Source organism: Flagellimonas lutimaris (assembly GCF_051494225.1).
GTDB lineage: Bacteria > Bacteroidota > Bacteroidia > Flavobacteriales > Flavobacteriaceae > Flagellimonas > Flagellimonas lutimaris_A.
In genome coordinates, this window is record NZ_JBNPYE010000011.1 from 1 (window position 1) to 25,784 (window position 25,784).

Below are 25,784 nucleotides of genomic sequence, written 5' to 3' on the forward strand. Positions count from 1 at the left end.
AATCTTCTTTTTTCCATTCATCGGATACTGAACAATCCTGATGCTCCAATACAAAATCACAAGGGTCCAATGGATCTGTCCCATCTTCATTTTCTCGTCCATTGCTTACGCCATCGCCATCACAATCATCTTTTTTCCATTCTTCGGATACTGAACAATCCTGATGCTCCAATACAAAATCACAGGGATTCAATGGATTTGTCCCATCTTCATTTTCTCGTCCATTGCTTACGCCATCGCCATCACAATCGTCCTTTTTCCATTCGTCGGATACTGAGCAATCCTGGTGCTCCATTGCAAAATCACAGGGATCCAATGGGTCTGTTCCATCCTCTTTCTCCTGTCCGTTGCTTACACCATCACCATCACAATCGTCCTTTTTCCAAGTTTCAGATGGAGAACAATCCTGATGCTCCAATATAAAATCACAAGGATCATTGGGGTCTGTACCATCTTCATATTCTTGTGAACAGGTAACCCCATCACCATCACAATCTTCATTAAATAATTCCGCCATCACGGGATTCCACAAACTCGTAGTATCCCATACACGGGTGGTTCCCTGAGCAACCTCACCAAGAACAGCAGGATTATTGAAAAAAGAAGAGGTATATAAATGGGAAACACTAAAGGACGAAGTGAGCCCAAATACCAAAATCAACACCATAGTGGTGAGTTTTTGAGCTACGTAATTCCTTAGTCTCACAAAAGTAAAATGCTCCATAAATGATAAGTTTTGGTCAACTAATCACCATGGCTAAAAGTGGTTCTCGTAATCGTAAGAAAATTGGGGTTTTCTTTTTTGTTCTAATGTCACAGTCCTTTCGACACAAATCGACACAATAACGTCACATAGTTAAACTATTTGACTATTACCTCCTATTTTTATCGATAAAAGGCGATTTCCTCATTATTACTTACCTCATCTGCCTATTTTACAAATGGATAATCCACAAGTGGAATGGTTAGTGAACTTAAAACGGGCGAAAATTACTTTTCTTTTTGGTTTTGACTAGTTTAAATCCTTTATTTTTTCCCAATTATATTAACAATTCCGAATCCTCCTAAAAATGAGCGGCAAAACATATAAATCCCCTATTTTTGCCCAAATTTTTGTTGATGGAATTTGAAAAGGAAATAGCAAAACGAAGAACATTTGGCATCATCTCCCACCCCGATGCCGGAAAAACAACTTTGACCGAAAAATTACTGTTGTTCGGTGGCGCAATCCAGGAAGCTGGTGCCGTTAAAAGCAATAAAATTAAGAAGTCGGCTACGAGCGATTTTATGGAGATTGAGCGGCAAAGAGGTATTTCCGTAGCTACTTCCGTATTGGCTTTTATTTATAAGGACAAGAAAATCAATATTCTAGATACACCGGGGCACAAGGATTTTGCTGAGGATACTTTTCGCACCCTTACAGCTGTTGACAGTGTTATTGTAGTAATTGATGTAGCCAAAGGTGTAGAGGAACAGACCGAGAAACTGGTAGAAGTTTGCCGTATGCGGAATATTCCGATGATTGTATTCATCAACAAATTGGACCGCGAAGGTAAAGATGCTTTTGACCTTTTGGATGAAGTTGAACAAAAACTAGGCTTGAAAGTAACTCCTCTAAGTTTTCCCATCGGAATGGGATACGATTTCAAAGGCATTTACAATATCTATGAAAAAAACATCAACCTATTCAGCGGCAATAGCAAAAAGAACATTGAAGAAACAATTGCCTTTGATAACTTGGACAATCCAGAGCTTGAAGAAATCATCGGGGCCGAGGCAGCCAATGAGCTGAGAGATAACTTGGAACTTGTAGCTGGGGTTTACCCAGATTTTGACAAGGAGGCTTATTTAAAAGGTGAGTTGCAACCTGTGTTTTTTGGTTCCGCCCTGAATAATTTTGGAGTACGAGAGCTTTTGGATTGCTTTGTGAACATTGCCCCATCTCCACGACCTAAAAAAGCAGAGGAACGTTTGGTAAACGCCAATGAAAAGGATTTTTCTGGTTTTGTTTTTAAGATACACGCCAATATGGATCCCAAACACCGGGATCGCTTAGCATTTATAAAAATTGTATCAGGTACTTTTGAAAGAAACACCCCCTATTTACATGTTAGACAAGGGAAAAAACTAAAATTTTCCAGTCCCAATGCCTTTTTTGCCGAGAAAAAGGAGATTGTGGATATTTCCTATCCTGGAGATATTGTTGGTCTTCATGATACTGGAAACTTTAAGATCGGCGACACATTGACCAGTGGCGAAGAATTGCATTACAAAGGGATTCCAAGCTTTTCTCCTGAACACTTTAGGTATATCAATAATGCTGACCCTATGAAAGCAAAACAATTGTACAAAGGAATCGATCAACTCATGGACGAAGGTGTTGCACAGTTGTTTACTTTGGAATTGAATGGACGTAAAGTGATTGGCACTGTTGGAGCTTTGCAATATGAAGTAATCCAGTATCGATTGGAGCACGAATACGGTGCTAAATGTACTTATGAGAACTTTCCTGTACACAAAGCTTGTTGGGTAGAGGCCGAAGATGAAAACAATGAAGAATTCAAGGAGTTTAAACGCGTAAAGCAAAAGTTTTTGGCTACGGATAAAAGGGGTCAATTAGTATTTTTGGCGGACTCCCCCTTCTCTTTACAAATGACGCAACAAAAATATCCTTCGGTAAAACTGCATTACACTTCGGAGTTCGAGTAAAATTCAAAATTCCATAGCTCACAGCATTCTGAATATGAGTGCATTAAAGATTTTATATATTCTTTTTTTTTGTACATTGGATAGCATAACCAATTAAATTAAAGATATTATGACGACTTCAGTAAAACCACCAACCTGGTTCTGGGTGGTGAGCGTTATCGCTTTTCTATGGAATTTAGTAGGTGTTTTTAATTATCTCAACCAAGCTTTTAACCAACAGGCCATTTTAGAAACTTTGGATCAAGCGCAACGTGAAGCTTTTGAAGGTATCCCAGCTTGGGCCACAGCAGCCTTTGCTATTGCCGTATTTTCTGGAACTATTGCATCAATTGGCCTTTTGGTTCGTAAAAAATGGGCGAAGCCACTTTTTATTATCTCATTGATTGCCGCCGTGGCACAATTTATCCACTGGCTATTTATTTCGAACGCTGTGGAGGCATTTGGCCCCTCGACTTACGCCATGCCTGTAATCATTATCGTTATCGGGCTTTACCTTATCTCTTTTTCGAAAAAAGGCATTCAGAAGGGCTGGCTAAAATAGAACACAATAAAAAAGCCCCGAATCATCGGGGCTTTTTTTATGCTTCACCAGTAGGTCCAAAATTTAATGGGATTGCTGGTTGTTCGTAGTCTTGTATTGGTCCGTGTGCCTTTTCAAACCTACTTACATTATCATTCAATGCCTTAAGCAGTTTTTTGGCGTGCTGTGGCGTTAAAATTACCCTGCTCTTTACCTTCGCCTTCGGGGCTCCTGGCATTAAGCTTATAAAATCCACAACAAATTCGGATACGGAGTGATTGATAATTGCCAGATTGGAATAAGTTCCTTCTGCAGTTTTTTCATCCAACTCTATATTGATCTGCTTCTGTTTTTTCTTTTCTTCAGCCATACTATTATTTATCTTAAAAAGAAAAACCCCGACCTAAAGGCCAGGGTTTGTTTTTATTTAGAATTTGAATTCCTCTTTTCGGGCCATGATTTCATCGTACTCCTCTTTGGAACCTACGATAATACTGTCATAATCCCTCATACCTGTACCGGCTGGAATCTTATGTCCTACAATTACATTTTCCTTCAATCCTTCCAAAGTATCTATTTTACCACTTACAGCGGCTTCGTTCAATACTTTAGTAGTTTCCTGGAACGATGCAGCCGAGATAAAGGACTTGGTCTGCAATGAAGCTCTTGTAATACCTTGCAAGATTGGCGTGGCAGTTGCTGCCACAGCATCTCTCGCAGTTACCAAGGTCTTGTCCTCTCTTCTAAGAATTGAGTTCTCGTCCCTAAGCTCACGTATGGTCAAAATCTGTCCCGGCTTTAATCTTTCGGAATCCCCGGCATCTTCAACAACTTTTTTACCGAAAATCTCATCATTCTCGTTGATAAAGTCGTCTTTATGTGCTAACTGATTCTCTAAGAAGATAGTATCTCCTGGATCTTGGATTTTTACCTTACGCATCATTTGTCTTACAACAACCTCAAAGTGCTTATCATTGATTTTCACACCTTGCAAACGATATACTTCCTGTACTTCGTTCACCAGGTATTGCTGTACAGCAGATGGTCCTTTAATGGCCAAGATGTCTTCCGGTGTAATGGAACCATCGGACAATGGCATACCTGCACGTACGTAGTCATTTTCCTGAACCAAAATCTGGTTGGACAATTTAACCAAGTACTTTTTAATATCGCCCGTCTTGGACTCAATAATAATCTCACGGTTACCACGCTTAATCTTACCGAAGGATACAACACCATCAATCTCGGATACAACGGCCGGATTGGATGGGTTACGTGCCTCAAACAGCTCGGTTACCCTTGGAAGACCACCGGTAATATCCCCTGCTTTAGCAGATTTACGTGGAATTTTTACCAAGATTTTACCTTCTTTCACCTTGTCACCATCATCGATCATCAAGTGGGAACCAACTGGTAAGTTGTAAGAACGCAATGTTTCACCTTTACCATCCTTGATCAACAAGGTTGGAATAAGTTTTTTGTTTCTGGATTCAGAAATTACTTTTTCTTGGAAACCGGTTTGTTCATCGATTTCAACTTGGTAAGTAACCCCTTGCTCAATGTTCTCGTAGGCAATTTGCCCAGCGAACTCAGAAACAATTACACCATTATATGGATCCCATTCACAAATTACAGTTCCTTTGGAAATCTTCTCACCATTCTTGATGAACAATTGAGAACCGTAAGGAATGTTGTTTGTACTTAATGTGATTCCTGTTTTTGGGTCAACTACCTTAACTTCAGAAGTTCTGGAAATTACAATGTTGGTTTTACCACCTTCACTGTTTTCTCCTACTACAAGTCTTAGGTCTTCAATCTCTGCAATACCATCAAACTTGGACTCCAATTTGTTGTCCTCAGAAATGTTACCTGCAATACCACCCACGTGGAAGGTACGCAACGTCAACTGTGTACCCGGCTCACCAATGGACTGTGCAGCAACAACACCTACAGCTTCACCTCGTTGCACCATTTTATTGGTGGCAAGGTTTCTACCGTAACATTTGGCACAGATTCCCTGTGGAGCCTCACAAGTCAATGGAGACCTTACTTCTACTTTCTCGATTGGAGCAGCTTCTACCCTTTTTACATCGGCTTCATTGATTTCCTGTCCTGCTTTCAGCACAAGTTCTTCGGTCAATGGGTTGTACACATCGTGCAACGACACCCTACCCAAGATTCTTTCACCCAAGGTTTCAACAATCTCCTCGTTTTTCTTCAATGGTTCTACCTCGATACCTCTCAAAGTTTCACAATCTTCGCTATTAACGATTACATCTTGTGAAACATCCACCAAACGTCTGGTCAAGTAACCCGCATCCGCTGTTTTCAAAGCGGTATCCGCAAGACCTTTACGTGCACCGTGAGTAGAGATAAAGTATTCCAAAATCGACAATCCTTCCTTAAAGTTCGAAAGAATCGGGTTTTCGATAATTTCCCCACCTCCTGCGGTAGATTTTTTAGGCTTGGCCATCAATCCACGCATACCGGTCAACTGACGAATCTGCTCTTTGGAACCCCTTGCACCGGAATCCAACATCATATATACAGAGTTGAATCCTTGCTTGTCTTCACGAATTCGCTTCATGGCCAATTCGGTCAACATGGCATTGGTAGATGTCCAAACATCAATAACTTGGTTATATCGTTCGTTGTTGGTGATAAGACCCATGTTATAGTTCATCATAATACCATCGACCTGCTCATTGGCCTCGCCGATCATATCCTGCTTTTCTGCAGGGATGATAATATCACCCAAACTAAAGGATAGACCACCTTTGAAGGCGAAGTCGTATCCCATGGCCTTAATCTTATCCAAGAATGCGGCAGTAGTCGGTACATCGGTAACGGCAAGAATGTCCCCAATAATATTTCTTAGGGCTTTCTTGTTCAATACCTGATTGATGAATCCTGCTTGTTCTGGTACTTCTGTATTGAACAAGACACGACCTACCGTGGTTTCAATAATTTGATAGACCAATTCACCTTCTTCGTTAAAGTCTTTGGCTCTTACCTTAATACCAGCATTAAGCGAAACTTTTTTCTCGTTAAAGGCTATTTCTACCTCTTCAGAAGAATAGAAGGTAAGTCCTTCACCCATTACGGGCTCTTCTGGAGTAGATTTTTTGTGCTTGGTCATATAGTACAATCCCAAAACCATATCCTGAGATGGTACGGTAATCGGAGAACCGTTGGCTGGGTTAAGGATGTTCTGTGAAGCCAACATCAATAATTGTGCTTCCAAAATAGCCTCTGGCCCCAATGGCAAGTGAACTGCCATCTGATCCCCATCAAAATCCGCGTTAAATGCGGTACATGCCAATGGGTGCAAACGAATCGCCTTACCTTCGATAAGTTTAGGCTGGAACGCTTGGATACCCAATCTGTGCAATGTGGGGGCACGGTTCAATAATACTGGGTGTCCTTTAAGGACGTTTTCAAGAATATCCCAAACTACGGGCTCTTTCTTGTCTATAATCTTTTTGGCGGATTTAACGGTCTTTACAATACCTCTTTCAATCAATTTACGGATGATGAACGGCTTGTAAAGCTCGGCCGCCATATCTTTAGGAAGACCACATTCGTACAAGTGTAGTTCCGGTCCAACAACAATTACGGAACGAGCGGAGTAATCCACACGTTTACCCAATAAGTTCTGACGGAAACGACCTTGCTTACCTTTCAAGGAATCCGAAAGGGATTTCAATGGTCTGTTAGATTCGGTTTTTACCGCAGATGCCTTTCTTGTATTATCAAAAAGGGAATCCACCGCTTCTTGAAGCATACGTTTTTCATTCCTCAAAATCACCTCCGGTGCTTTGATTTCCATCAAACGCTTCAAACGGTTGTTACGGATAATTACCCTACGGTACAAGTCGTTCAAATCGGAAGTGGCAAAACGACCACCATCCAATGGTACCAACGGACGCAATTCTGGTGGAATCACCGGAATCACCTTCATGATCATCCACTCAGGGTTGTTCTCCCTGTTGTTTTGCGACTCACGCAAAGCTTCCACAACCTGAAGACGTTTCAGGGCTTCGGTTTTACGTTGTTTTGAGGTTTCTGTATTTGCCTTGTGACGTAGTTCGTAAGACAATTGTTCCAAATCGATCCTGGACAATATGTCAATCAAACATTCAGCACCCATTTTGGCGATGAACTTATTTGGATCGTTATCCTCCAAGTATTGGTTCTCGGTAGGAATGGATTCCAAAATGTTCAAGTATTCCTCCTCGGTCAAGAAATCCATTTTGTTGATTTCCTCACCTTCTGGACCTTTGGCAATACCTGGCTGGATAACCACATACCTTTCGTAGTATATGATCATATCCAACTTTTTGGATGGCAATCCCAAAAGGTATCCTATTTTGTTTGGCAGCGAACGGAAGTACCAGATGTGTGCCACAGGGACCACAAGGTTAATGTGCCCAACACGATCTCTACGTACTTTTTTCTCCGTCACTTCAACACCACAACGGTCACAAACGATTCCACGGTAACGGATTCTCTTGTATTTACCACAGGCACATTCGTAATCCTTTACAGGACCAAAAATACGCTCGCAGAACAACCCATCACGCTCTGGTTTGTGCGTTCTATAGTTAATGGTTTCAGGCTTCAACACCTCCCCACGGGACTCGGCCAAGATAGACTCCGGAGAGGCCAATCCTATGGAAATTTTGTTGAACCTTTTTTGTGCGTTATTATCTTTTATTCTAGCCATAACAATATGGTGATGATATAGTTAATGTATATAGTATTCTATTCTTCCAATCTGATATCCAAGCCCAAACCTTTAAGTTCGTGCATCAATACGTTGAAAGATTCTGGCAATCCAGGTTCTGGCATGGTCTCACCTTTTACGATGGTCTCATAGGTCTTGGCCCTTCCGATAACATCATCCGACTTAACGGTCAATATTTCTCTAAGGGTAGATGATGCGCCGTAGGCTTCCAATGCCCAAACTTCCATCTCTCCAAAACGCTGACCACCAAATTGTGCCTTACCACCCAATGGTTGCTGTGTAATCAATGAGTATGGTCCAATAGATCTTGCGTGCATTTTGTCGTCCACCATGTGACCTAGTTTCAACATGTAGATAACACCAACAGTTGCACGTTGATCGAAACGCTGACCGGTTCCACCGTCATATAGATAGGTGTGTCCAAATCTTGGAACTCCGGCTTCATCGGTAATCTCGTTGATTTGATCCAATGAGGCTCCATCGAAAATTGGTGTCGCATATTTCTGACCCAATTTTTGTCCGGCCCATCCCAATACGGTTTCGTAAATCTGACCAATGTTCATCCTTGATGGTACACCAAGTGGGTTCAATACAATGTCCACTGGGGTTCCGTCTTCCAAGAATGGCATATCCTCTTGACGAACGATACGGGCAACAATACCTTTGTTACCGTGACGACCTGCCATTTTATCACCAACTTTAAGCTTACGCTTTTTGGCAATGTAGACTTTGGCCAACTTCATGATACCTGCAGGAAGCTCATCTCCAACGGAGATGGTAAACTTGTCCCTTCTTAGGTTACCTTGAATATCGTTCAATTTGATTTTGTAGTTGTGCAACAAGTCGGCAACCAATGTATTGGTAGCGTCGTCTGTTGTCCAGCTTCCTCCAACCAAGTGAGCGAAATCGTCAACAGCGTTCAACATTTTGATGGTGTATTTCTTTCCTTTTGGAAGTACTTCTTCACCCAAATCGTTGATAACGCCTTGCGATGTTTTTCCGCTGATCAAACTGAACAATTTCTCGATCAATTCATCTTTTAGTTGCTGGAATTTCACTTCGTAATCCATCTCCAATCTGGCGATGGCTTCCTTATCTTCGGAACGTTTTCTCTTGTCCTTGATGGAACGTGAGAACAATTTCTTGTCGATGACCACACCTCGCAACGATGGAGAAGCTTTCAATGAAGCATCCTTAACATCACCTGCTTTGTCTCCAAAGATGGCACGCAATAATTTTTCTTCAGGAGTTGGGTCTGATTCTCCTTTTGGAGTGATCTTACCAATCAAAATATCTCCTGGCTTCACTTCGGCACCGATACGGATCATACCGTATTCATCCAAATCTTTTGTTGCTTCCTCGGATACGTTCGGAATATCGTTGGTCAATTCCTCTGCACCCAATTTGGTATCCCTTACTTCAAGAGAATACTCATCAACGTGAATAGAGGTAAAGATATCCTCACGAACAACTTTTTCGGAAATCACGATCGCATCCTCAAAGTTGTATCCTTTCCAAGGCATAAAGGCAACCTTCATGTTTCTACCCAAGGCCAATTCACCTTTTTCGGTAGCGTAACCTTCGCAAAGCACCTGACCTTTTTTCACCTTGTCGCCTTTTCTTACGATTGGCTTCAAGTTGATGCTGGTTCCTTGGTTTGTTTTTCTAAACTTCACCAATTGGTAGGTCTTCGAGTCATCGTCAAAGCTTACCAAGCGCTCTTCTTCGGTCCTTATATATTTTATGGTGATTTTCTGTGAATCCACATATTCCACAACTCCATCTCCTTCAGCATTGATCAATACTCGAGAATCCGTAGCTACTTGTCTTTCCAAGCCTGTACCTACAATTGGAGAATCTGGTCTCAACAATGGAACTGCTTGACGCATCATGTTTGATCCCATCAAGGCACGGTTCGCATCATCGTGTTCCAAGAAAGGAATCAAGGATGCAGAAATGGATGCAATCTGGTTCGGTGCAACGTCTGTGTACTTCACCTCTGTTGGATCCACTACCGGGAAATCGCCTTCTTCACGGGCAATTACCTTTTCCCTTTCAATGGTACCATCTTCTGCCAATGGAATGTTGGCTTGGGCAATCTTCATTCCCTCTTCCTCTTCTGCACTAAGGTAGACATGGTTTTTCGTATCTACTTTTCCGTCTTCTACTTTACGGTAAGGGGTTTCCAAGAAGCCCATACTGTTCACCTTGGCAAATACCGACAATGAAGAAATCAAACCAATGTTTGGTCCTTCTGGTGTCTCGATCGGACACAATCTTCCATAGTGGGTATAGTGAACGTCTCGCACCTCGAAACCTGCTCTTTCTCGGGAAAGACCACCTGGCCCCAATGCGGACAATCTTCTTTTGTGTGTAATCTCTGCCAACGGGTTGGTCTGATCCATGAACTGGGACAACTGGTTGGTTCCAAAGAAGGAGTTGATCACGGACGACAACGTCTTCGCATTGATCAAATCGATCGGGGTAAATACCTCGTTGTCACGAACGTTCATACGCTCACGGATGGTACGTGCCATACGCGCCAAACCTACACCAAATTGTGAGGACAATTGCTCACCTACCGTTCTTACACGACGGTTGGACAAGTGATCGATATCATCAATCTCTGCTTTAGAGTTGATCAACTCGATCAAATACTTGATAATAGTGATGATATCTTCCTTGGTCAAAACTTGTTTGTCCATTCCGATATCCAAGCCCAATTTCTTGTTCATTCTGTAACGACCTACTTCACCTAAGTTGTAACGTTGGTCAGAGAAGAACAGTTTGTCGATAATACCACGAGCTGTTTCCTCATCTGGCGGCTCTGCATTACGCAATTGTCTATAAATATGTTCTACCGCTTCTTTTTCGGAGTTGGTAGGGTCTTTTTGCAAAGTGTTGTGGATGATGGCATAATCGGATTGTGCATTGTTCTCCTTGTGAAGCAAAATGGTCTTCACGTCGGCATCAATGATTTCATCGATATGCTCTTTTTCCAAAACGGTATCACGATCAAGTACAATTTCGTTTCTTTCGATGGAAACCACCTCTCCTGTATCCTCGTCCACGAAATCCTCATGCCATGTGTTCAGCACTCTGGCGGCCAGCTTACGGCCCAATACTTTTTTAAGTCCGGTTTTGGAAACTTTTACTTCTTCCGAAAGGTCGAAGATTTCCAAAATATCTTTGTCCCTTTCAAAGCCGATGGCGCGGAACAAAGTGGTTACCGGTAATTTTTTCTTCCTATCGATATAGGCATACATCACCGAGTTGATATCGGTGGCGAATTCAATCCAAGATCCTTTGAAAGGAATTACCCTGGCTGAATACAATTTTGTTCCATTTGCGTGGAAAGACTGTCCAAAGAAAACCCCTGGAGATCTATGCAACTGGGACACTACAACGCGTTCTGCTCCGTTGATCACAAAGGTTCCACTAGGAGTCATGTATGGGATAGTTCCCAAATACACATCCTGTACAATGGTTTCAAAATCCTCGTGCTCAGGATCGGTACAGTATAATTTTAAACGTGCCTTTAAGGGTACGCTATAGGTAAGTCCACGCTCTATACATTCTTGGATGGAATATCTTGGTGGGTCTATGAAGTAATCCAAAAACTCAAGTACAAACTGGTTTCTGGTATCTGTGATTGGAAAATTCTCCATGAAGGTGTTGTAGAGACCTTCGTTTCCTCTTTCGTCAGATTTAGTTTCAAGCTGGAAAAAGTCTTGGAACGATTTTATCTGAATGTCCAAGAAATCCGGGTATTCCGGTATGTTCTTAGCGGATGCGAAATTAACTCTTTCAATAGTGTTTGTGAACATCTATGGACAAATTTTGATCGTGAATACTAAGTGGGTTCGTGTACGGCTTTATACACTCCTTATATAAATAGGCTAAGGTCTAACCAAAAAATGGAAAGACCTTAACCAAGTTCTTATGGGAAAAGCGATTATTTAAGCTCAACTTCTGCTCCTGCTTCTTCCAATGATTTTTTGATGCCTTCTGCTTCATCTTTAGCAACACCTTCTTTAACAGCCTTTGGTGCGCTGTCAACGATTTCTTTAGCATCTTTTAGTCCAAGACCGGTCAATTCCTTAACCAATTTTACGACTGCCAATTTAGAACCACCAGCAGCTGTAAGGATTACATCAAATTCTGATTTTTCCTCAGCAGCTTCTGCTTCACCACCACCGGCAGCACCACCAGCAACAGCTACTGCAGCAGCAGCAGGCTCAATACCATATTCTTCTTTTAAAATGTCGGCCAACTCATTTACCTCTTTTACTGTAAGGTTTACCAACTGTTCTGCAAAATCTTTTAAATCTGCCATTTTTCTATCGTTTAATAAAAATTTTTAAAAATATACTTAGTTTATTGTGCGCGAATTATTCTTTCTCAGATAAGGTTTTAAGGATACCTGCCAATTTACCGCCTCCGGACTTAAGTCCAGAAATAACGTTTTTGGCTGGTGATTGTAACAATCCGATAATATCCCCAATAACTTCCTCTTTGGACTTGATATTAACAAGTGCGTCAAGGTTTTCATCCCCAATGTAAACTGCCTCTTCGATAAAGGCGCCTTTCAATACGGGCTTTTCTGATTTTTTTCTAAAGTTCTTGATAAGTTTCGCAGGTGCGTTCCCAGTTTCGGACAACATCAAAGATGTATTTCCTTTTAATACTTCGGGAAGTTCACCAAATTCCTTATCAGAAGCTTCCATTGCTTTTGCAAGCAATGTGTTCTTTACGACCGCAAGCTTAATGTTAGCCTTAAAACACGCTCTTCTCAAATTGGAGGTGTCTACAGCGTTCAATCCCGATATATCCGCCAAATAAATATTTGGGTTATCAGCCAACTGTGCAGTCAAGTCTTCTATTACTGTTGCTTTTTCTTCTCTTGTCATAGTTATAAAATTGAACTACCAGTTATTGAACTGCTTTTGGATCTAATTGAATACTAGGACTCATGGTACTGGACAAGTAAATACTTCTCATGTACACACCTTTAGATGCAGAAGGCTTCATTTTCACCAAGGTGTCAATCAACTCCCTAGCGTTTCCTGCGATTTTGTCCGCAGAGAAAGAAGCTTTTCCGATTGCAGCGTGTACAATACCTGTTTTGTCCACTTTAAAGTCAATCTTACCGGCCTTAACATCAGATACTGCTTTAGCAACATCCATAGTTACGGTACCGGTTTTTGGATTGGGCATTAAACCTCTAGGACCCAAAATTCTACCTAATGGACCTAGTTTACCCATAACGCTTGGCATAGTGATGATTACATCAACATCGGTCCAACCGCCTTTAATTTTCTCCAAATATTCGTCCAACCCAACAAAATCAGCTCCTGCTTCTTTAGCTTCTGCCTCTTTGTCTGGTGTCACCAATGCCAAAACTTTTACGTCTTTACCCGTTCCATGAGGAAGTGTAACAACGCCACGCACCATTTGATTGGCTTTTCTTGGATCTACACCCAAACGAACTGCCAAATCAATGGAAGCATCAAATTTTACATTGGTTATTTCTTTTACTAAAGCTGATGCCTCTTCCAAAGAATAGAGTTTGTTCTTATCTATTTTAGATTGGGCTTCTTTCTGCTTTTTAGTCAACTTTGCCATTTAATAATGCTTTTTAAGATTTTAAAAAGGTCTTGGTCCGGCTATTTTCAGCCCCATAGATCTTGCAGTACCCGCAACCATACTCATTGCAGATTCCACGGTAAAAGCATTAAGATCTACCATTTTGTCTTCGGCGATCGCTTTTACTTGATCCCAGGTAACTGAACCGTTTTTAACCCTGTTAGGTTCGCCAGATCCTTTTTTAATCTTAGCCGCTTCCATCAATTGAACTGCCGCAGGTGGTGTTTTTACAACAAAATCGAAAGATTTATCCTTGTAAACGGTGATAACAACCGGCAATACTTTGCCCTGTTTGTCCTGTGTACGAGCATTAAACTGCTTACAGAACTCCATGATGTTAACACCAGCAGCACCTAAGGCGGGTCCAACCGGTGGCGATGGGTTCGCAGCACCTCCCCTAACTTGTAATTTAACTACCTTATCTACTTCTTTTGCCATTGTTTCTAATTAAATTTAAAGTGTGTCAATTGGAAGCAACACAGCTTTATATATGTAACAGCTCTATTTATACTTTTTCTACTTGCATATAGCTTAGTTCCAATGGTGTTTTTCTTCCGAAGATTTTCACCATCACCTCTAGCTTACGCTTTTCTTCGTTGATTTTTTCAACAGTTCCATTAAAACCATTGAAAGGTCCATCAATAACCTTAACCGTTTCTCCCAACACAAATGGAATCGCAACATTGTCTGTATTGACAGCCAACTCGTCCACTTTTCCTAGCATACGGTTTACTTCGGATTTCCTTAAAGGAATCGGATCACCACCTTTAACTTCGCCCAAGAAACCAATAACATTGGTTATGGAACGAATGATGTGAACCATTTCACCTCCAAGATTGGCCTTTATCATGATATATCCGGGAAAGTAAACACGCTCTTTATTGATTTTCTTTCCGTTTCTGATCTGAACAACTTTTTCGGTAGGCACCAGAACCTCTTCAAGATAGTCGCCAAAACCTGCACGCTCTACCTCACTTTCTATATAGCCCTTGATCTTGTTCTCTTGACCACTGACCGCTCTAACTACATACCATTTTTTCTCCAGAACCTCAGACATATCGACCGATCTTTACCCTATTAATTTTTCAAAATACAATGTGATCAAGTTACTGAACAAGGAATCTACACCCCATGTTGCCAAGGCAAATAAAATGGAGAAAACCGCCACAATAACCATTAGGTTAGAAGCTTTACTTCTTTCCAACCAAGTAACATTGTTTTTAAGTTCTTCTAATGATTCCTTTATGTAAGTGACCATAACATTTATGTATTTTGCTTGCACGGGAGGAGAGACTCGAACTCCCGACACCTGGTTTTGGAGACCAGTGCTCTACCAACTGAGCTACACCCGTTTATAATTACACTGAAAGGTATCCCGAGAAAATCGGAACACCCTTAAGTGCAATCTTATTTTAAAATGATTAATCTAAAATCTCAGTAACCTGACCGGCACCTACTGTTCTACCACCTTCACGGATAGCGAAACGTAGACCCACGCTCAATGCGATTGGCTGAATCAAATCAACAGTAATTGTCAAGTTATCACCCGGCATTACCATTTCAACTCCATCAGGAAGGTTAATGTTCCCAGTTACGTCAGTTGTACGAACGTAAAACTGTGGACGGTAGTTGTTGTGGAATGGAGTGTGACGACCACCTTCTTCTTTTTTAAGGATATAAACCTCAGCTTTAAATTTAGCATGAGGAGTTACAGAACCTGGCTTACAGATAACCATACCTCTTTTGATATCAGATTTCTCGATACCTCTCAAAAGAAGACCTACGTTATCACCAGCTTCACCTCTATCCAAAATCTTACGGAACATCTCAACCCCTGTAATAGTAGAAGTCAATTTTTCAGCACCCATACCGATAATATCAACAGGGTCACCTGTGTTGGCAACACCAGTTTCAATACGACCAGTAGCAACGGTACCACGACCTGTAATAGTGAATACATCTTCAATTGGCATAAGGAAGTCCTTGTCCACTTCACGCTCTGGCTCTTCGATCCATTCATCAACAGCATTCATCAACTCCATAACAGTGTCAACCCATTTTTGCTCACCGTTCAAAGCACCAAGTGCAGAACCAGCGATCACAGGACCATTGTCACCATCATACTCATAGAAAGAAAGCAATTCTCTTACCTCCAATTCAACAAGTTCCAAAAGCTCTTCATCATCCACCATGTCAACCTTGTTCAAGAAAACAACGATACGTGGAATACCTACCTGACGTCCCAAAAGGATGTGCTCACGAGTTTGTGGCATTGGACCATCCGTAGCTGCAACAACCAAGATAGCACCGTCCATCTGAGCAGCACCAGTAACCATGTTCTTTACGTAATCCGCGTGACCAGGACAGTCAACGTGAGCGTAGTGACGGTTTTCTGTTTGGTACTCAACGTGTGAAGTGTTGATTGTAATACCTCTTTCTTTTTCCTCAGGAGCATTGTCAATAGAATCAAAGCTTCTTGTTTCAGACAAACCTGCGTTGGCCAATACAGTGGTAATAGCAGCGGTCAATGTAGTTTTACCGTGATCCACGTGTCCAATGGTACCAATATTTAAGTGCGGTTTGGAACGATCAAAAGTTTCCTTTGCCATTTTAAATAATTTTAATCTTAGTTTATATTAGTGTACAAATCGTTTTGAGCCAATGACGGGATTTGAACCCGTGACCTCTTCCTTACCAAGGAAACGCTCTACCCCTGAGCTACACCGGCCTATGGGTTATCAGGTTTAGAGTTTAAAGTTACAAGTCTAGCTCGTCAAAACTTCAACCTTCGTCTTGAAACCAACGTTTCAAATTTAGAGCGGGAGACCGGGTTCGAACCGGCGACATTCAGCTTGGAAGGCTGACGCTCTACCAACTGAGCTACTCCCGCATTTTTTTTCGGACTTTCGTCCAAAGATTCCAATATTTCAAAAAAACCTTTTCCCGGTTGTTCCGCTGAACAACTTTTGTGGGGGGAGCAGGATTCGAACCTGCGAAGGTAAAAACCAACAGATTTACAGTCTGTCCTCGTTGGCCGCTTGAGTATCCCCCCGCCTTAATTTTCAATAACTTACGAGCCGATAGAGGGACTCGAACCCACGACCTGCTGATTACAAATCAGCTGCTCTAGCCAGCTGAGCTATATCGGCATTTCACCGCTTTTTATTCACTAAAAAAGCCCGCTATTTCTAACGGACTGCAAATGTATATATTTATATTTTAATTCAAAATAAATTTTGAAAAATTTTCATCAAGCTTTTGCCCTAAGTTTTTCCTTCTTTTTTACCAACTGTCTTTCCAAGGAACTACAGGCCGAATCCACAGCCTCCTCAAAAGTCTTACATTGTTTCTTTACCATAATTTTATCCCTAGGGACAAACACTATGATTTCCACTATCTTATTTTCTTTAGCACTTGTGTTCTCAACTTTTAAATATACATCCGATTCGATGACCTTGTCGTAGAACACTTCCAACTTATCCATTCGTTTTTGGACAAAGTCGATGAGTTTACCATCAGCCGTAAAATTTACCGATTGTGCGTTTACTTTCATAAGACGAAGTTTTTAATACTGTCCGTGACAGTGAAGTTAAACAATACAAGAATTTTATTTCTTGTTTCTTGGATGGGCCTTTTGATGTACTTTTTTCAGTTCGGCAATACTATTGTGCGTGTACACTTGTGTTGACGCCAAACTGGAATGACCCAATAATTCCTTTACGGAATTTAAATCTGCCCCCCGGTTGAGCAAGTGCGTTGCAAAGGTATGCCTGAGTATATGTGGGCTCTTTTTTAGCTTAGGGGACACCAAACTAAAATACTTATTTATAGTTCGATAAACAAGTGTTTCATAAATTTTAAGACCATCTTTTGTTAATAATAGATAAGAGGAATCCAATGCCTTTTTAAATTCGGAACGTTTGATCAAATACTTTTTAATCTGTTCTGTGGTAGATGGCAACAAAGGAAGAATACGTTCTTTGTTTCTTTTACCCAATACTTTTAGGACATGTCCGGACAAGTCCATATCCGATATTTTTAAATTTACCAATTCAGCCCTTCGCATCCCCGTGGTATACAATAATTCAATGATAAGTTTATCTCGCTCACCTTCAAAATCATCATCAAAAGGGATTTTGGACAAAATGGCTTCCATTTCAGTTTCCGAAAAAGGAACCTCTATTTTTTTACTGGTTTTGAGCGCCCTGTGCTTAACCAAGGGTGAAATAGTTATATCACCCACCTTCAACAAAAATTTATAATAAGCCTGCAGGGAAGATATTTTTCTGTTGATGGTTCTATTGGAAACTCCTTGGTCGGACAATGCAACGATCCAATTTCTTATTAATGGGTAAGAAACTTTTTCCAGGTTTCGCTCCCCATATTCCTGTTGACAAAAGTCAGCAAAGTTCTCAATGTCCCTTTCATATGCCTTAATGGTATGCTGGGAATAATTTTTCTCCAACCTTAAATAAGATATAAAAGCTGATACAGACATATATCAAAGGTAATAATTACAATTGCGGTATAGCCAAAACGAAAAATCCCGTTCCAATATTGGAACGGGATTGATATATTTTGTTAAAGCGATAGCCCTATACTTCTTCTTGGTCTCTTAGGCCTTGAATGTATTGTGCTTTTTGAATCTGCGCTCTACGCTCCACAGAAGGTTTAGTAAACTGCTGTCTTGTTCTTAACTGACGCATGGTACCTGTTCTGTCGAACTTACGTTTGAAACGCTTTAAAGCTCTATCGATGTTTTCTCCTTCTTTTACTGGTATAATTAACATGGGCTACAACCTCCTTTCTTTTATATTTTTGGAGTGCAAATATACGAATGATCTTTAACCGTTAAAGAAATATTTTATTTTTTTAACGATTATCTATGTATTCGGCTTTTTGTATTCTTTTTTATCCACAATAATCTTGGCCAGAATTTCCTTTAAAATTTCCGATGTGCCCCCACCGATTGGTCCCAACCTACTATCCCTACTCATTCTTGCCATTGGATAATCTTCGATATAACCATATCCACCCAAAAACTGAAGACAATTGTAGATTACCTCATCGGCCATTTTGGTGGATTTAAGTTTGGCAATAGTTGCTTCTTTGACCACATAAGCCCCTTTGTCCATTTGCGCAACGGTGGCATAATTAAATTGCTTGCACAACAACATATCCGAATAAAGCTCGACCAATCTATGGCGTAACGCTTGAAATTGGTCTATGCTCCTGCCAAACGCCTCACGTTCGGACATGTATTGCAGTGCATAGTCCAATGCAAACTCCGCTCTTGCATGGGCATTTATGCCCATTACCAAACGTTCCAAAGAAAACGCTTCCATTATATAAGCAAAGCCTTCGTTTTCTACTCCCAATAAATTGGCTGCCGGGACTTCAACATTATCAAAGGCCAGTTCAGCAGTATCGGAGGCACGCCAGCCCAATTTGTTTAATTTACTTGCAGATACACCCTTGGCCTTTGTATCCATAACAAACATGCTGATTCCTTTATGTCCAGCATTTTTGTCGGTTTTTGCTGCCAATATGATATAGTCCCCATAAACCCCATTGGTAATGAACGTTTTGGAACCATTTACAATATATACTTCGCCCTTCTTTTCTGCTGTAGTTCGCATGGCTGCAACATCGCTACCGCCAAAGGGTTCCGACACCCCCAAGCAACCAATCTTATCTCCAAGTACACTTGGCTCCAGGTAAGCTCGCTTTTGTTCATCGTTGGCCAACTTGTTTAAGTAAGTCATGGCTAAGTACTGATGTGCCCACATGGCTGCCGCGAAACCACCGGAATTGATCTTTTGCAATTCTTCGAGAAAAATCACCGTATAAAAAAGATCCAAGCCCAAACCAGAATATTCCCCTGGGGTCATTAGTCCAAAATACCCCATCTCACCGAACTTCCTCCAAATAAATCTTTCTATATTTCCAGATTCTTCCCATTTATCAATATGGGGAACGACTTCTTTTTGCAAAAAATCTTTCAAACTTTCGCGGAATAAGTTATGCTCTTCCGTGAAGTACACATTGTTCATAGCACCTATTTTATAATGACAAATATAAAGCTATTCTGTCGAGTTTTTCTGTTGGAAATGCATCCACATTACTCAATTCTTGAAATGATGCAAATGAGCCATTCTTATCTCTGTATTCAATAATATTGGAAGCCAACGACCTGTTTATATAGATTAATTCTGACAACTCTTCAATACTAGCCTTATTAATGTTGATTTTATCCAAGGATGGAATTTCAATCACTTGAAATTTGAGCAATGCCTTTTCTGCTACTTCAGGTTTTAAACCATAAACATCATAGAGTTGTTCGTTTACCAAGAAACCACCCAACCTATCCCTAAACTTGATAATTCTTTCGGAAAGTGTTTCTCCGATTCCGTATACCTCCATCAAATCTTCCTCGGTGGCCGAATTAAGGTCTTTTGTCTTCTTCTCCTTCTTCACAAAGGATGTTTTCTTTTTTGATGATTGATTTTCACCAACCCAGTCAGGAAATTTAAAATATGGTGAGAGCGCATTCAACAAGGAATCAGATATCTTCGTAACAGCTTGAAAGTCTTTGGCGGAATTTACAAACTTGCCCTCTTCTCTATAAGCAAACAATCTATCCAACTCAAAAGTGGACAATCCCAATGTATACCCTTTATAATCTGTAATGTAATTTGGGTTGAAGGGATATATTTTTATTGATGTTTCGGACTGGTAAGTCTTTAGACTATCAATCCTATGCTGCTCCCGAGTATTGAGAGCGAACCTGGTTTTTTTGGGGGATGAATTGGCTTTTACAAAGTAATACCCACCTTGTAGCACAATCGTTAACACCAAGAAAAAGAAAATCCCACTCCGTTCTTGTTTATTGAATCTGAAGTGGGATTTTAATCTCATCAAGATATTGACTTTTACAATTTATCCACCAAGTCTTCTGCACCGTCTTCCAATGCATCCTCTTTTTTATTGATGGCGTTCATGTATTTGTTCAATTCTTTTCTTACTACCGGAGTCAAGAGTAATACACCAATGATATTAGGTACTACCATTGCAAATATCATGGCATCCGAGAAATCGATCACGGAACCAAGACTGATGGAAGCTCCAACAACAACAAATAATAAGAACAATACTTTATATGCCAAATCACTTCTCTTGCTTTTTCCGAAAAGGTACATCCATCCTTGCATTCCGTAGTAAGACCAAGAAATCATTGTAGAAAATGCAAACAATATAACTGCGATGGTCAATACTATGGAGAAATGGGGAATCACCGTATCAAAAGCAGTTGCGGTAATCTCAACTCCTTCTGTAATCTCCGTACCGTACTGCAAGAAACCTGCTTCGTAGTTGGTAATAATAATTACCAAAGCGGTCATGGTACAGATTACAACAGTATCCACAAAAGGCTCTAAAAGAGCTACAATACCTTCACTCGCAGGATACTTGGTACGTACCGCAGAGTGAGCAATGGCTGCTGAACCTACACCAGCTTCGTTGGAGAAAGCTCCCCTACGAATACCTTGGATCATTACACCGATAAGTCCACCCGCAATTCCAAGTCCAGAAAAGGCTCCTTCGAAAATTAATCCGAAAGCATCATCAATGGAAGAGAAATTTGCTCCTAAAATAATTAAGGCCGCCAATACATAGATACCAGCCATGAAAGGGACAATTTTTTCTGTTACGGAAGCAATCCTTTTGATTCCTCCAATAATTACGATGGCTACCAATACGGCCATGATAATACCGAAATACAATCCTGCATTTTCGTTTTCAAGGTTGAACAAATCCACAAACTGAGCGGCTGCCTGATTGGCTTGGAACATGTTTCCTCCACCAAAAGAACCGCCAATCACAAAAATGGCAAACAATACGGCCAGCACTTTTCCCAAGCCTTTGGCATTTTTTTCTTTTAAACCTTTAGTAAGGTAATACATTGGACCACCATACACGGTTCCATCCTCACCGACATCCCTATATTTTACACCCAAGGTACATTCGGCAAACTTTGAGGCCATACCTAAAAGTCCGGCCAATATCATCCAAAATGTTGCTCCGGGACCACCAATGGACAAGGCTACCGCCACACCGGCAATATTACCCAATCCAACAGTAGCGGAAAGGGCAGCTGTAAGTGCTTGAAAGTGAGAAACCTCACCATGGGCGGATTCATCCCTAATAGTATCTGGTAAATCATGCTCTTCCGCAATATCTCCATACAGGTGATCCACACCATGCTTTTCTATATCCTCATACTTTCCTTGAACCACTTTTATCGCAGTCCAAAAACCTGTGATATTGATGAGCTTAAAATAAATGGTAAAGTACAACGCACCACCCACCAAGACAATTAGAACCCAAGGAATCTGAAATTCTTCGGAAAAAGGAATCTCGTAGAATATGGCATCAACGAACCAACTCGTGTATTTGGAGAATACAGCATCAATTTTATCCGATGTACTTTCTTCCTGCGCAAAAGAAAGAGCTGGCAACATTAAACTAAATAAGGAAAGAAGTTTATACTTCATCATAATGTTTTGGTTATGTTAGATTTTTGTAAAGGCCCCAATATCCTAAAAAATTTCTACGCAAAAAAATTAAAGGGTGTTAAACTAGCTTATCTGAAACATTTGGTTGAGCTTCCTGATCTGCTCCGGCCTTCCTAAAACAATAACCTTACTATTGGGTTGTAAAACCATATCCGCTTCTGGGTTAATTATATATTTCCCATCTGGGTCAATGTAGCCTATTATGGTGCAGCCTGTTCTTCTTCTTAAATCCAAATCACGTAAGGAATTACAATCCATCTGATCGGTGAAATCCTCTATACTGACTTCTTCCAAGTTTGTGGTATGCTCCCCTTCTATGGAGAGCTGATCCAAGAAGGTAATCAAGTCCGGCATCACCACTAAAGAAGCCATATGGTCACCACCAATTTTATCGGGCATTATAACCTTGTTCGCCCCAGCGAATTCCAACTTTTTTACAGAGGTAATTTGCGAAGCCCTACTAATAATGAATAAGTTTTTGTTGAGTTGTCTTGCGGAAAGTACTATAAATAAGTTGGCTGCATCATCAGGCACGGCAGTGATCAAATATTGGGCACGGTCAATTCCAGCTTGGCGCAATATCTCATCCTCATTGGCATCCCCTTCTATAAACAAAACATCCTCTTCATGTCGCTCAATGATTTCCTTATCCCTTTCTATTACAACAAAAGGTTTTTTATAGGCTATCAATTTTTCAGCAGCTTGCATACCATTTCTACCAAAACCGCAGATCACAACATGATTGGATAGACTGTCTATTTGTTTTTTCACTTTTTTCTTTTTTAGTACTTCCAGTGAATTTCTTCCTAAAATATATTCCGAGACCACGGAAATGGCAAAACCAAATATAAAAACACTGGTGACGATTAAAAATACGGTAAAAATCTTTGCATTGGCGTCCAAGGGCCTTACTTCCGAAAAACCTACAGTGGTAACCGTTATTATGGTCATGTAAATAGCCTCTATCCATGTAAAATCGGACAGCATCTTGTAACCCACTACCCCTACCAATAATACCATTATCATTAGGGTAAGTGCCACAAGTATTTTGGAGCGCATTAATTTAATCATGATCAGAGGTCAAATACCGAGGTTCTTTTTGTGTAAATCAAGTCTTTAATCCGAAGCCAGAATGCAATAAAAAGGTAAAGAGCAAATCCAAAGCCCAAGGTTACAAATGTCAAATAGATGAAACTGGTACGTACCACACGGGCTCTGATACCAAGTCTTTCGGCAATACGCCTACACACCTCGAAGCCTCTTTTTTGAAAGTAATAAAGGGTATTATAGAATAAAGACATGGTTAAAATTATGTATTTCTATTCAATAATTGCGTGCCTATGGCGCATTGCATGCATTTATTTTTAGAACAATAATTATTGTAGAGCTCCAACTTTGCCTGACTTTCCAAAGCATTTTGTGTTTTGGATCCTATTTCCTTAAAGTTTTTAATGATGGAATTTTCTTCTCTTTCTATCTGTGAAACCAACTCAACCAACTCCTCGTTCCAATCTTTTCCCACATGCTTTGCATAACAAAACTTGAGGGGCACCAAGGTATTGATGATGACTAGGTCGATAAATTTCTTGGATAATTTTTTTATCCGCTGTTTAGAAGTCTTGCCAAAAGTATAATGATTCTCCCAATACGATCCTGCACAAACTGCAAAAACTTGGTATATATCCTCAAGTTTGTTCAAATCCATTAATTTGGAAAAAATATTGTGATTGCCTAAGTACAGACTAACCAATTGCGAAATCCTGATTGTGGGGAAATTTGGAGGCCTTAATCCGAAAAAATCAGGTTTTGATAGATTCTCTGTCATCCCAAACTTTTGGATCAGGTATCCATACTCTTTTTTGAGTTGTAAATAATGGGTGTCCGTACAATCTGAAACGTTCAAAAGTCCAAAATGGCCAAAAAGCAAAGCTTCCAATTGCAATGGTTCGTTACTGGTTTTGCGGGCAATCGAAAAATCCAATTGCTTGGCCCTTTCCAAAAAGTATGGTCCATTGACCTTAGAACCAAAATTCTTGGCCAACAATTTAAAAAGGACTGCTTCCCAATCATTTTTGGATGTTTCCAATAAATCCATGATTAATTTGGATTTATGTTCCAACCGCTCAATGTATAATCGATGTAACCAGTTTTCAACCAAAAAGGAATCCAGTTCCTTTAAATCCTTTTCACAATTAATGAAAGAAGAACGGGAGTTTTCCAACAGATTTCGATAACGGTCCAAAAGTTCTTCGGAAACATAGTGCTTCACTTCCAAAGTCGGAATTTGTGAACCGTCTTTTCTAAAAACAGCAATGTCATCCTCCCAAACTACATGGAGAATGACATTATCGTAATTTTCATCTGTCTCGTGATGATGCACGTACCAATCCGAAGATTTTAGGTGCATTTCCACATTACCGGCCCACAATTGACCATCGATTTCAACTTTTGCATTAAAAAAATCGGGGCCCGCGACCCTGTTTTGGATTCCGGTCGCCTTGACCAAAACGGTCTTGTTGTTACTGGCACATAGCTGTTTGGCTGGAAGCTTGTTGTGCTTCCAAATGAAATAAAGTAGGTCTTCTCGCATTGATTTGGGATAAATGGAGGTCTACTCTGTCCGCTCGCCTTCCCAGTTCATAAAGCCACCCTCCAAGTTATATGCATTTTCTATTCCTATACTGTTCATAATGGCACAAGCTTGGCCGCTGCGGGCTCCGGATCTACAATAGACATAGTAATTCTTAGACTTGTCCAATTTTTGAAGCTCTTCCAGAAAGCCTTGCCCCAAATAAATATCAATATTCACTGCGCCAGGAATATATCCTTCCTCAAATTCTTGGGGGGTACGAACATCCAACATTAAGGCGTTGTCGTCATTTTTCATTTGTTCTTCCCATTCTTCTTGTGATAAATCTGCCATTTTTTTCAAATTAAGTTCTGCAAAAATAAAAATCCGGAGCATTACTCCGGATTTCTTGTTGTTTTATTTTTGTTGTTTGCTATTTTATGAATTCATTCAATTCCTCTTTTAGCTCTTCATAAGTAAAACCCCGTTCGTAAAAACTTCTTTTATCCTTATTATATATTAAGGTAGCTGGAATGCCCCCACCCCACTCTTCGGACACTTTAGGAATCCATTCATTTTGTTTAGGGTCGTCCAGAATGATCACTTCGGATTGAATATCATTATTCTCCACGTAGGGTTCGAGTCTAGATTTCCACATATTGGGCATATCCAAATTGACCAAAATCACTTTTATATTGTTGTCCTTTTGTTCGGAATTGATTCGTTCAAAATGGGGCATCTCGGCAATGCAGGGCTTACACCAGGTAGCCCAAAAGTTCAGCACATAGGTTTTGTCATCATTTTTATGAAGCATGGGTTCAAAATCATCAAAATCGTAAATGGGAAACTTAACATTCGTACCGGCATCATCTTTAAGTGCAACCGTTTCTTTATCAACCGTTTCTACCGCCTCTCCATTATCTTTCTTTCTTTCTGCACAACCTACAAATAAGGCAACTATCAACCCTAAAACAAATAACTTATTCATTATCATTGATTTACACACCCTAAAGTAAGCAC

The 25,784-nt window shown here is 40.5% G+C and carries 23 protein-coding genes, 5 tRNA genes and 1 pseudogene; 2 read left to right on the forward strand and 27 right to left on the reverse strand.

Annotation, left to right across the window (positions count from 1 at the left end; all coding sequences use genetic code 11):
• Positions 1 to 724: pseudogene (locus ACQQ5U_RS16810) on the reverse strand (hypothetical protein); the annotation flags it as partial.
• A 395-nt stretch (positions 725 to 1,119) separates the two neighbouring features.
• Between ACQQ5U_RS16810 and ACQQ5U_RS16815 the strand changes: the two are divergent.
• Together ACQQ5U_RS16815 and ACQQ5U_RS16820 are read left to right on the forward strand one after the other, a co-directional pair.
• Positions 1,120 to 2,709, forward strand: coding sequence for a peptide chain release factor 3 (locus tag ACQQ5U_RS16815; RefSeq protein ID WP_437399322.1), 1,590 nt, complete (start codon positions 1,120 to 1,122; stop codon positions 2,707 to 2,709).
• Between the two features lie 109 nt (positions 2,710 to 2,818).
• Positions 2,819 to 3,250 carry a hypothetical protein gene (locus ACQQ5U_RS16820; protein WP_437399323.1) on the forward strand — a complete coding sequence of 144 codons (432 nt, stop codon included), beginning with the start codon at positions 2,819 to 2,821 and terminating at the stop codon, positions 3,248 to 3,250.
• Positions 3,251 to 3,287: 37 nt separating this feature from the next.
• Here the strand turns inward: ACQQ5U_RS16820 and ACQQ5U_RS16825 are convergent, their stop codons facing one another.
• From ACQQ5U_RS16825 to ACQQ5U_RS16950, 26 genes are all read right to left on the reverse strand, one after another.
• Positions 3,288 to 3,599, reverse strand: coding sequence for a DUF3467 domain-containing protein (locus ACQQ5U_RS16825; RefSeq protein ID WP_119606412.1), 312 nt, complete (start codon positions 3,597 to 3,599; stop codon positions 3,288 to 3,290).
• 57 nt (positions 3,600 to 3,656) lie between these two features.
• Complete coding sequence (gene rpoC, locus ACQQ5U_RS16830; RefSeq protein WP_437399325.1) at positions 3,657 to 7,955, reverse strand: DNA-directed RNA polymerase subunit beta'; 4,299 nt, start codon at positions 7,953 to 7,955, stop codon at positions 3,657 to 3,659.
• 38 nt (positions 7,956 to 7,993) lie between these two features.
• Complete coding sequence (gene rpoB, locus ACQQ5U_RS16835; protein ID WP_437399327.1) at positions 7,994 to 11,803, reverse strand: DNA-directed RNA polymerase subunit beta; 3,810 nt, start codon at positions 11,801 to 11,803, stop codon at positions 7,994 to 7,996.
• 128 nt (positions 11,804 to 11,931) lie between these two features.
• Positions 11,932 to 12,312 (reverse strand): 50S ribosomal protein L7/L12, encoded by a 381-nt coding sequence (gene rplL / locus ACQQ5U_RS16840; RefSeq protein ID WP_119606415.1) that lies wholly within the window; start codon positions 12,310 to 12,312, stop codon positions 11,932 to 11,934.
• Positions 12,313 to 12,367: 55 nt separating this feature from the next.
• Positions 12,368 to 12,886, reverse strand: a complete 519-nt coding sequence (gene rplJ / locus ACQQ5U_RS16845) for a 50S ribosomal protein L10 (RefSeq protein ID WP_100817508.1) — start codon at positions 12,884 to 12,886, stop codon at positions 12,368 to 12,370.
• Positions 12,887 to 12,908: 22 nt separating this feature from the next.
• Positions 12,909 to 13,601 (reverse strand): 50S ribosomal protein L1, encoded by a 693-nt coding sequence (rplA, locus tag ACQQ5U_RS16850; protein ID WP_437399329.1) that lies wholly within the window; start codon positions 13,599 to 13,601, stop codon positions 12,909 to 12,911.
• A 21-nt stretch (positions 13,602 to 13,622) separates the two neighbouring features.
• Entirely contained in the window at positions 13,623 to 14,060 is a 438-nt protein-coding gene (gene rplK / locus ACQQ5U_RS16855; RefSeq protein WP_207029738.1) for a 50S ribosomal protein L11, read from the reverse strand.
• Positions 14,061 to 14,127: 67 nt separating this feature from the next.
• Positions 14,128 to 14,679, reverse strand: a complete 552-nt coding sequence (gene nusG / locus ACQQ5U_RS16860) for a transcription termination/antitermination protein NusG (RefSeq protein WP_014033479.1) — start codon at positions 14,677 to 14,679, stop codon at positions 14,128 to 14,130.
• A gap of 12 nt (positions 14,680 to 14,691) precedes the next feature.
• Positions 14,692 to 14,880: a preprotein translocase subunit SecE gene (gene secE / locus ACQQ5U_RS16865; protein WP_119606419.1), complete on the reverse strand. Its 189-nt coding sequence runs from the start codon at positions 14,878 to 14,880 to the stop codon at positions 14,692 to 14,694.
• 21 nt (positions 14,881 to 14,901) lie between these two features.
• A tRNA-Trp gene (locus tag ACQQ5U_RS16870) sits at positions 14,902 to 14,974 on the reverse strand.
• A 69-nt stretch (positions 14,975 to 15,043) separates the two neighbouring features.
• On the reverse strand, positions 15,044 to 16,231 hold the full coding sequence (tuf, locus tag ACQQ5U_RS16875) for an elongation factor Tu (RefSeq protein ID WP_437399331.1): 1,188 nt from the start codon (positions 16,229 to 16,231) through the stop codon (positions 15,044 to 15,046).
• Positions 16,232 to 16,278: 47 nt separating this feature from the next.
• Positions 16,279 to 16,350: transfer RNA gene (locus ACQQ5U_RS16880), tRNA-Thr, on the reverse strand.
• A gap of 89 nt (positions 16,351 to 16,439) precedes the next feature.
• A tRNA-Gly gene (locus ACQQ5U_RS16885) sits at positions 16,440 to 16,512 on the reverse strand.
• A gap of 79 nt (positions 16,513 to 16,591) precedes the next feature.
• Positions 16,592 to 16,674 (reverse strand) — tRNA-Tyr (locus ACQQ5U_RS16890).
• A gap of 23 nt (positions 16,675 to 16,697) precedes the next feature.
• A tRNA-Thr gene (locus tag ACQQ5U_RS16895) sits at positions 16,698 to 16,771 on the reverse strand.
• A 101-nt stretch (positions 16,772 to 16,872) separates the two neighbouring features.
• Entirely contained in the window at positions 16,873 to 17,175 is a 303-nt protein-coding gene (hpf, locus tag ACQQ5U_RS16900; RefSeq protein WP_437399332.1) for a ribosome hibernation-promoting factor, HPF/YfiA family, read from the reverse strand.
• A gap of 54 nt (positions 17,176 to 17,229) precedes the next feature.
• Positions 17,230 to 18,120 carry a tyrosine-type recombinase/integrase gene (locus tag ACQQ5U_RS16905; protein WP_437399334.1) on the reverse strand — a complete coding sequence of 297 codons (891 nt, stop codon included), beginning with the start codon at positions 18,118 to 18,120 and terminating at the stop codon, positions 17,230 to 17,232.
• A gap of 97 nt (positions 18,121 to 18,217) precedes the next feature.
• Entirely contained in the window at positions 18,218 to 18,412 is a 195-nt protein-coding gene (gene rpsU / locus ACQQ5U_RS16910; RefSeq protein ID WP_119606422.1) for a 30S ribosomal protein S21, read from the reverse strand.
• A gap of 93 nt (positions 18,413 to 18,505) precedes the next feature.
• On the reverse strand, positions 18,506 to 19,675 hold the full coding sequence (locus ACQQ5U_RS16915) for an acyl-CoA dehydrogenase family protein (RefSeq protein ID WP_437399336.1): 1,170 nt from the start codon (positions 19,673 to 19,675) through the stop codon (positions 18,506 to 18,508).
• 10 nt (positions 19,676 to 19,685) lie between these two features.
• Positions 19,686 to 20,540, reverse strand: coding sequence for a ComEA family DNA-binding protein (locus ACQQ5U_RS16920; RefSeq protein ID WP_437399457.1), 855 nt, complete (start codon positions 20,538 to 20,540; stop codon positions 19,686 to 19,688).
• Between the two features lie 14 nt (positions 20,541 to 20,554).
• Positions 20,555 to 22,174 carry an alanine/glycine:cation symporter family protein gene (locus tag ACQQ5U_RS16925; protein ID WP_437399458.1) on the reverse strand — a complete coding sequence of 540 codons (1,620 nt, stop codon included), beginning with the start codon at positions 22,172 to 22,174 and terminating at the stop codon, positions 20,555 to 20,557.
• Positions 22,175 to 22,258: 84 nt separating this feature from the next.
• Complete coding sequence (locus ACQQ5U_RS16930; protein WP_437399338.1) at positions 22,259 to 23,266, reverse strand: potassium channel family protein; 1,008 nt, start codon at positions 23,264 to 23,266, stop codon at positions 22,259 to 22,261.
• 2 nt (positions 23,267 to 23,268) lie between these two features.
• Complete coding sequence (locus tag ACQQ5U_RS16935) at positions 23,269 to 23,496, reverse strand: PspC domain-containing protein (RefSeq protein ID WP_014033469.1); 228 nt, start codon at positions 23,494 to 23,496, stop codon at positions 23,269 to 23,271.
• Between the two features lie 8 nt (positions 23,497 to 23,504).
• Entirely contained in the window at positions 23,505 to 24,785 is a 1,281-nt protein-coding gene (locus ACQQ5U_RS16940; RefSeq protein WP_437399340.1) for a DUF2851 family protein, read from the reverse strand.
• Positions 24,786 to 24,806: 21 nt separating this feature from the next.
• Positions 24,807 to 25,118, reverse strand: a complete 312-nt coding sequence (locus ACQQ5U_RS16945) for a rhodanese-like domain-containing protein (RefSeq protein ID WP_437399341.1) — start codon at positions 25,116 to 25,118, stop codon at positions 24,807 to 24,809.
• Positions 25,119 to 25,197: 79 nt separating this feature from the next.
• Positions 25,198 to 25,752 carry a TlpA family protein disulfide reductase gene (locus ACQQ5U_RS16950; RefSeq protein ID WP_437399343.1) on the reverse strand — a complete coding sequence of 185 codons (555 nt, stop codon included), beginning with the start codon at positions 25,750 to 25,752 and terminating at the stop codon, positions 25,198 to 25,200.
• Positions 25,753 to 25,784 lie beyond the last annotated feature (32 nt).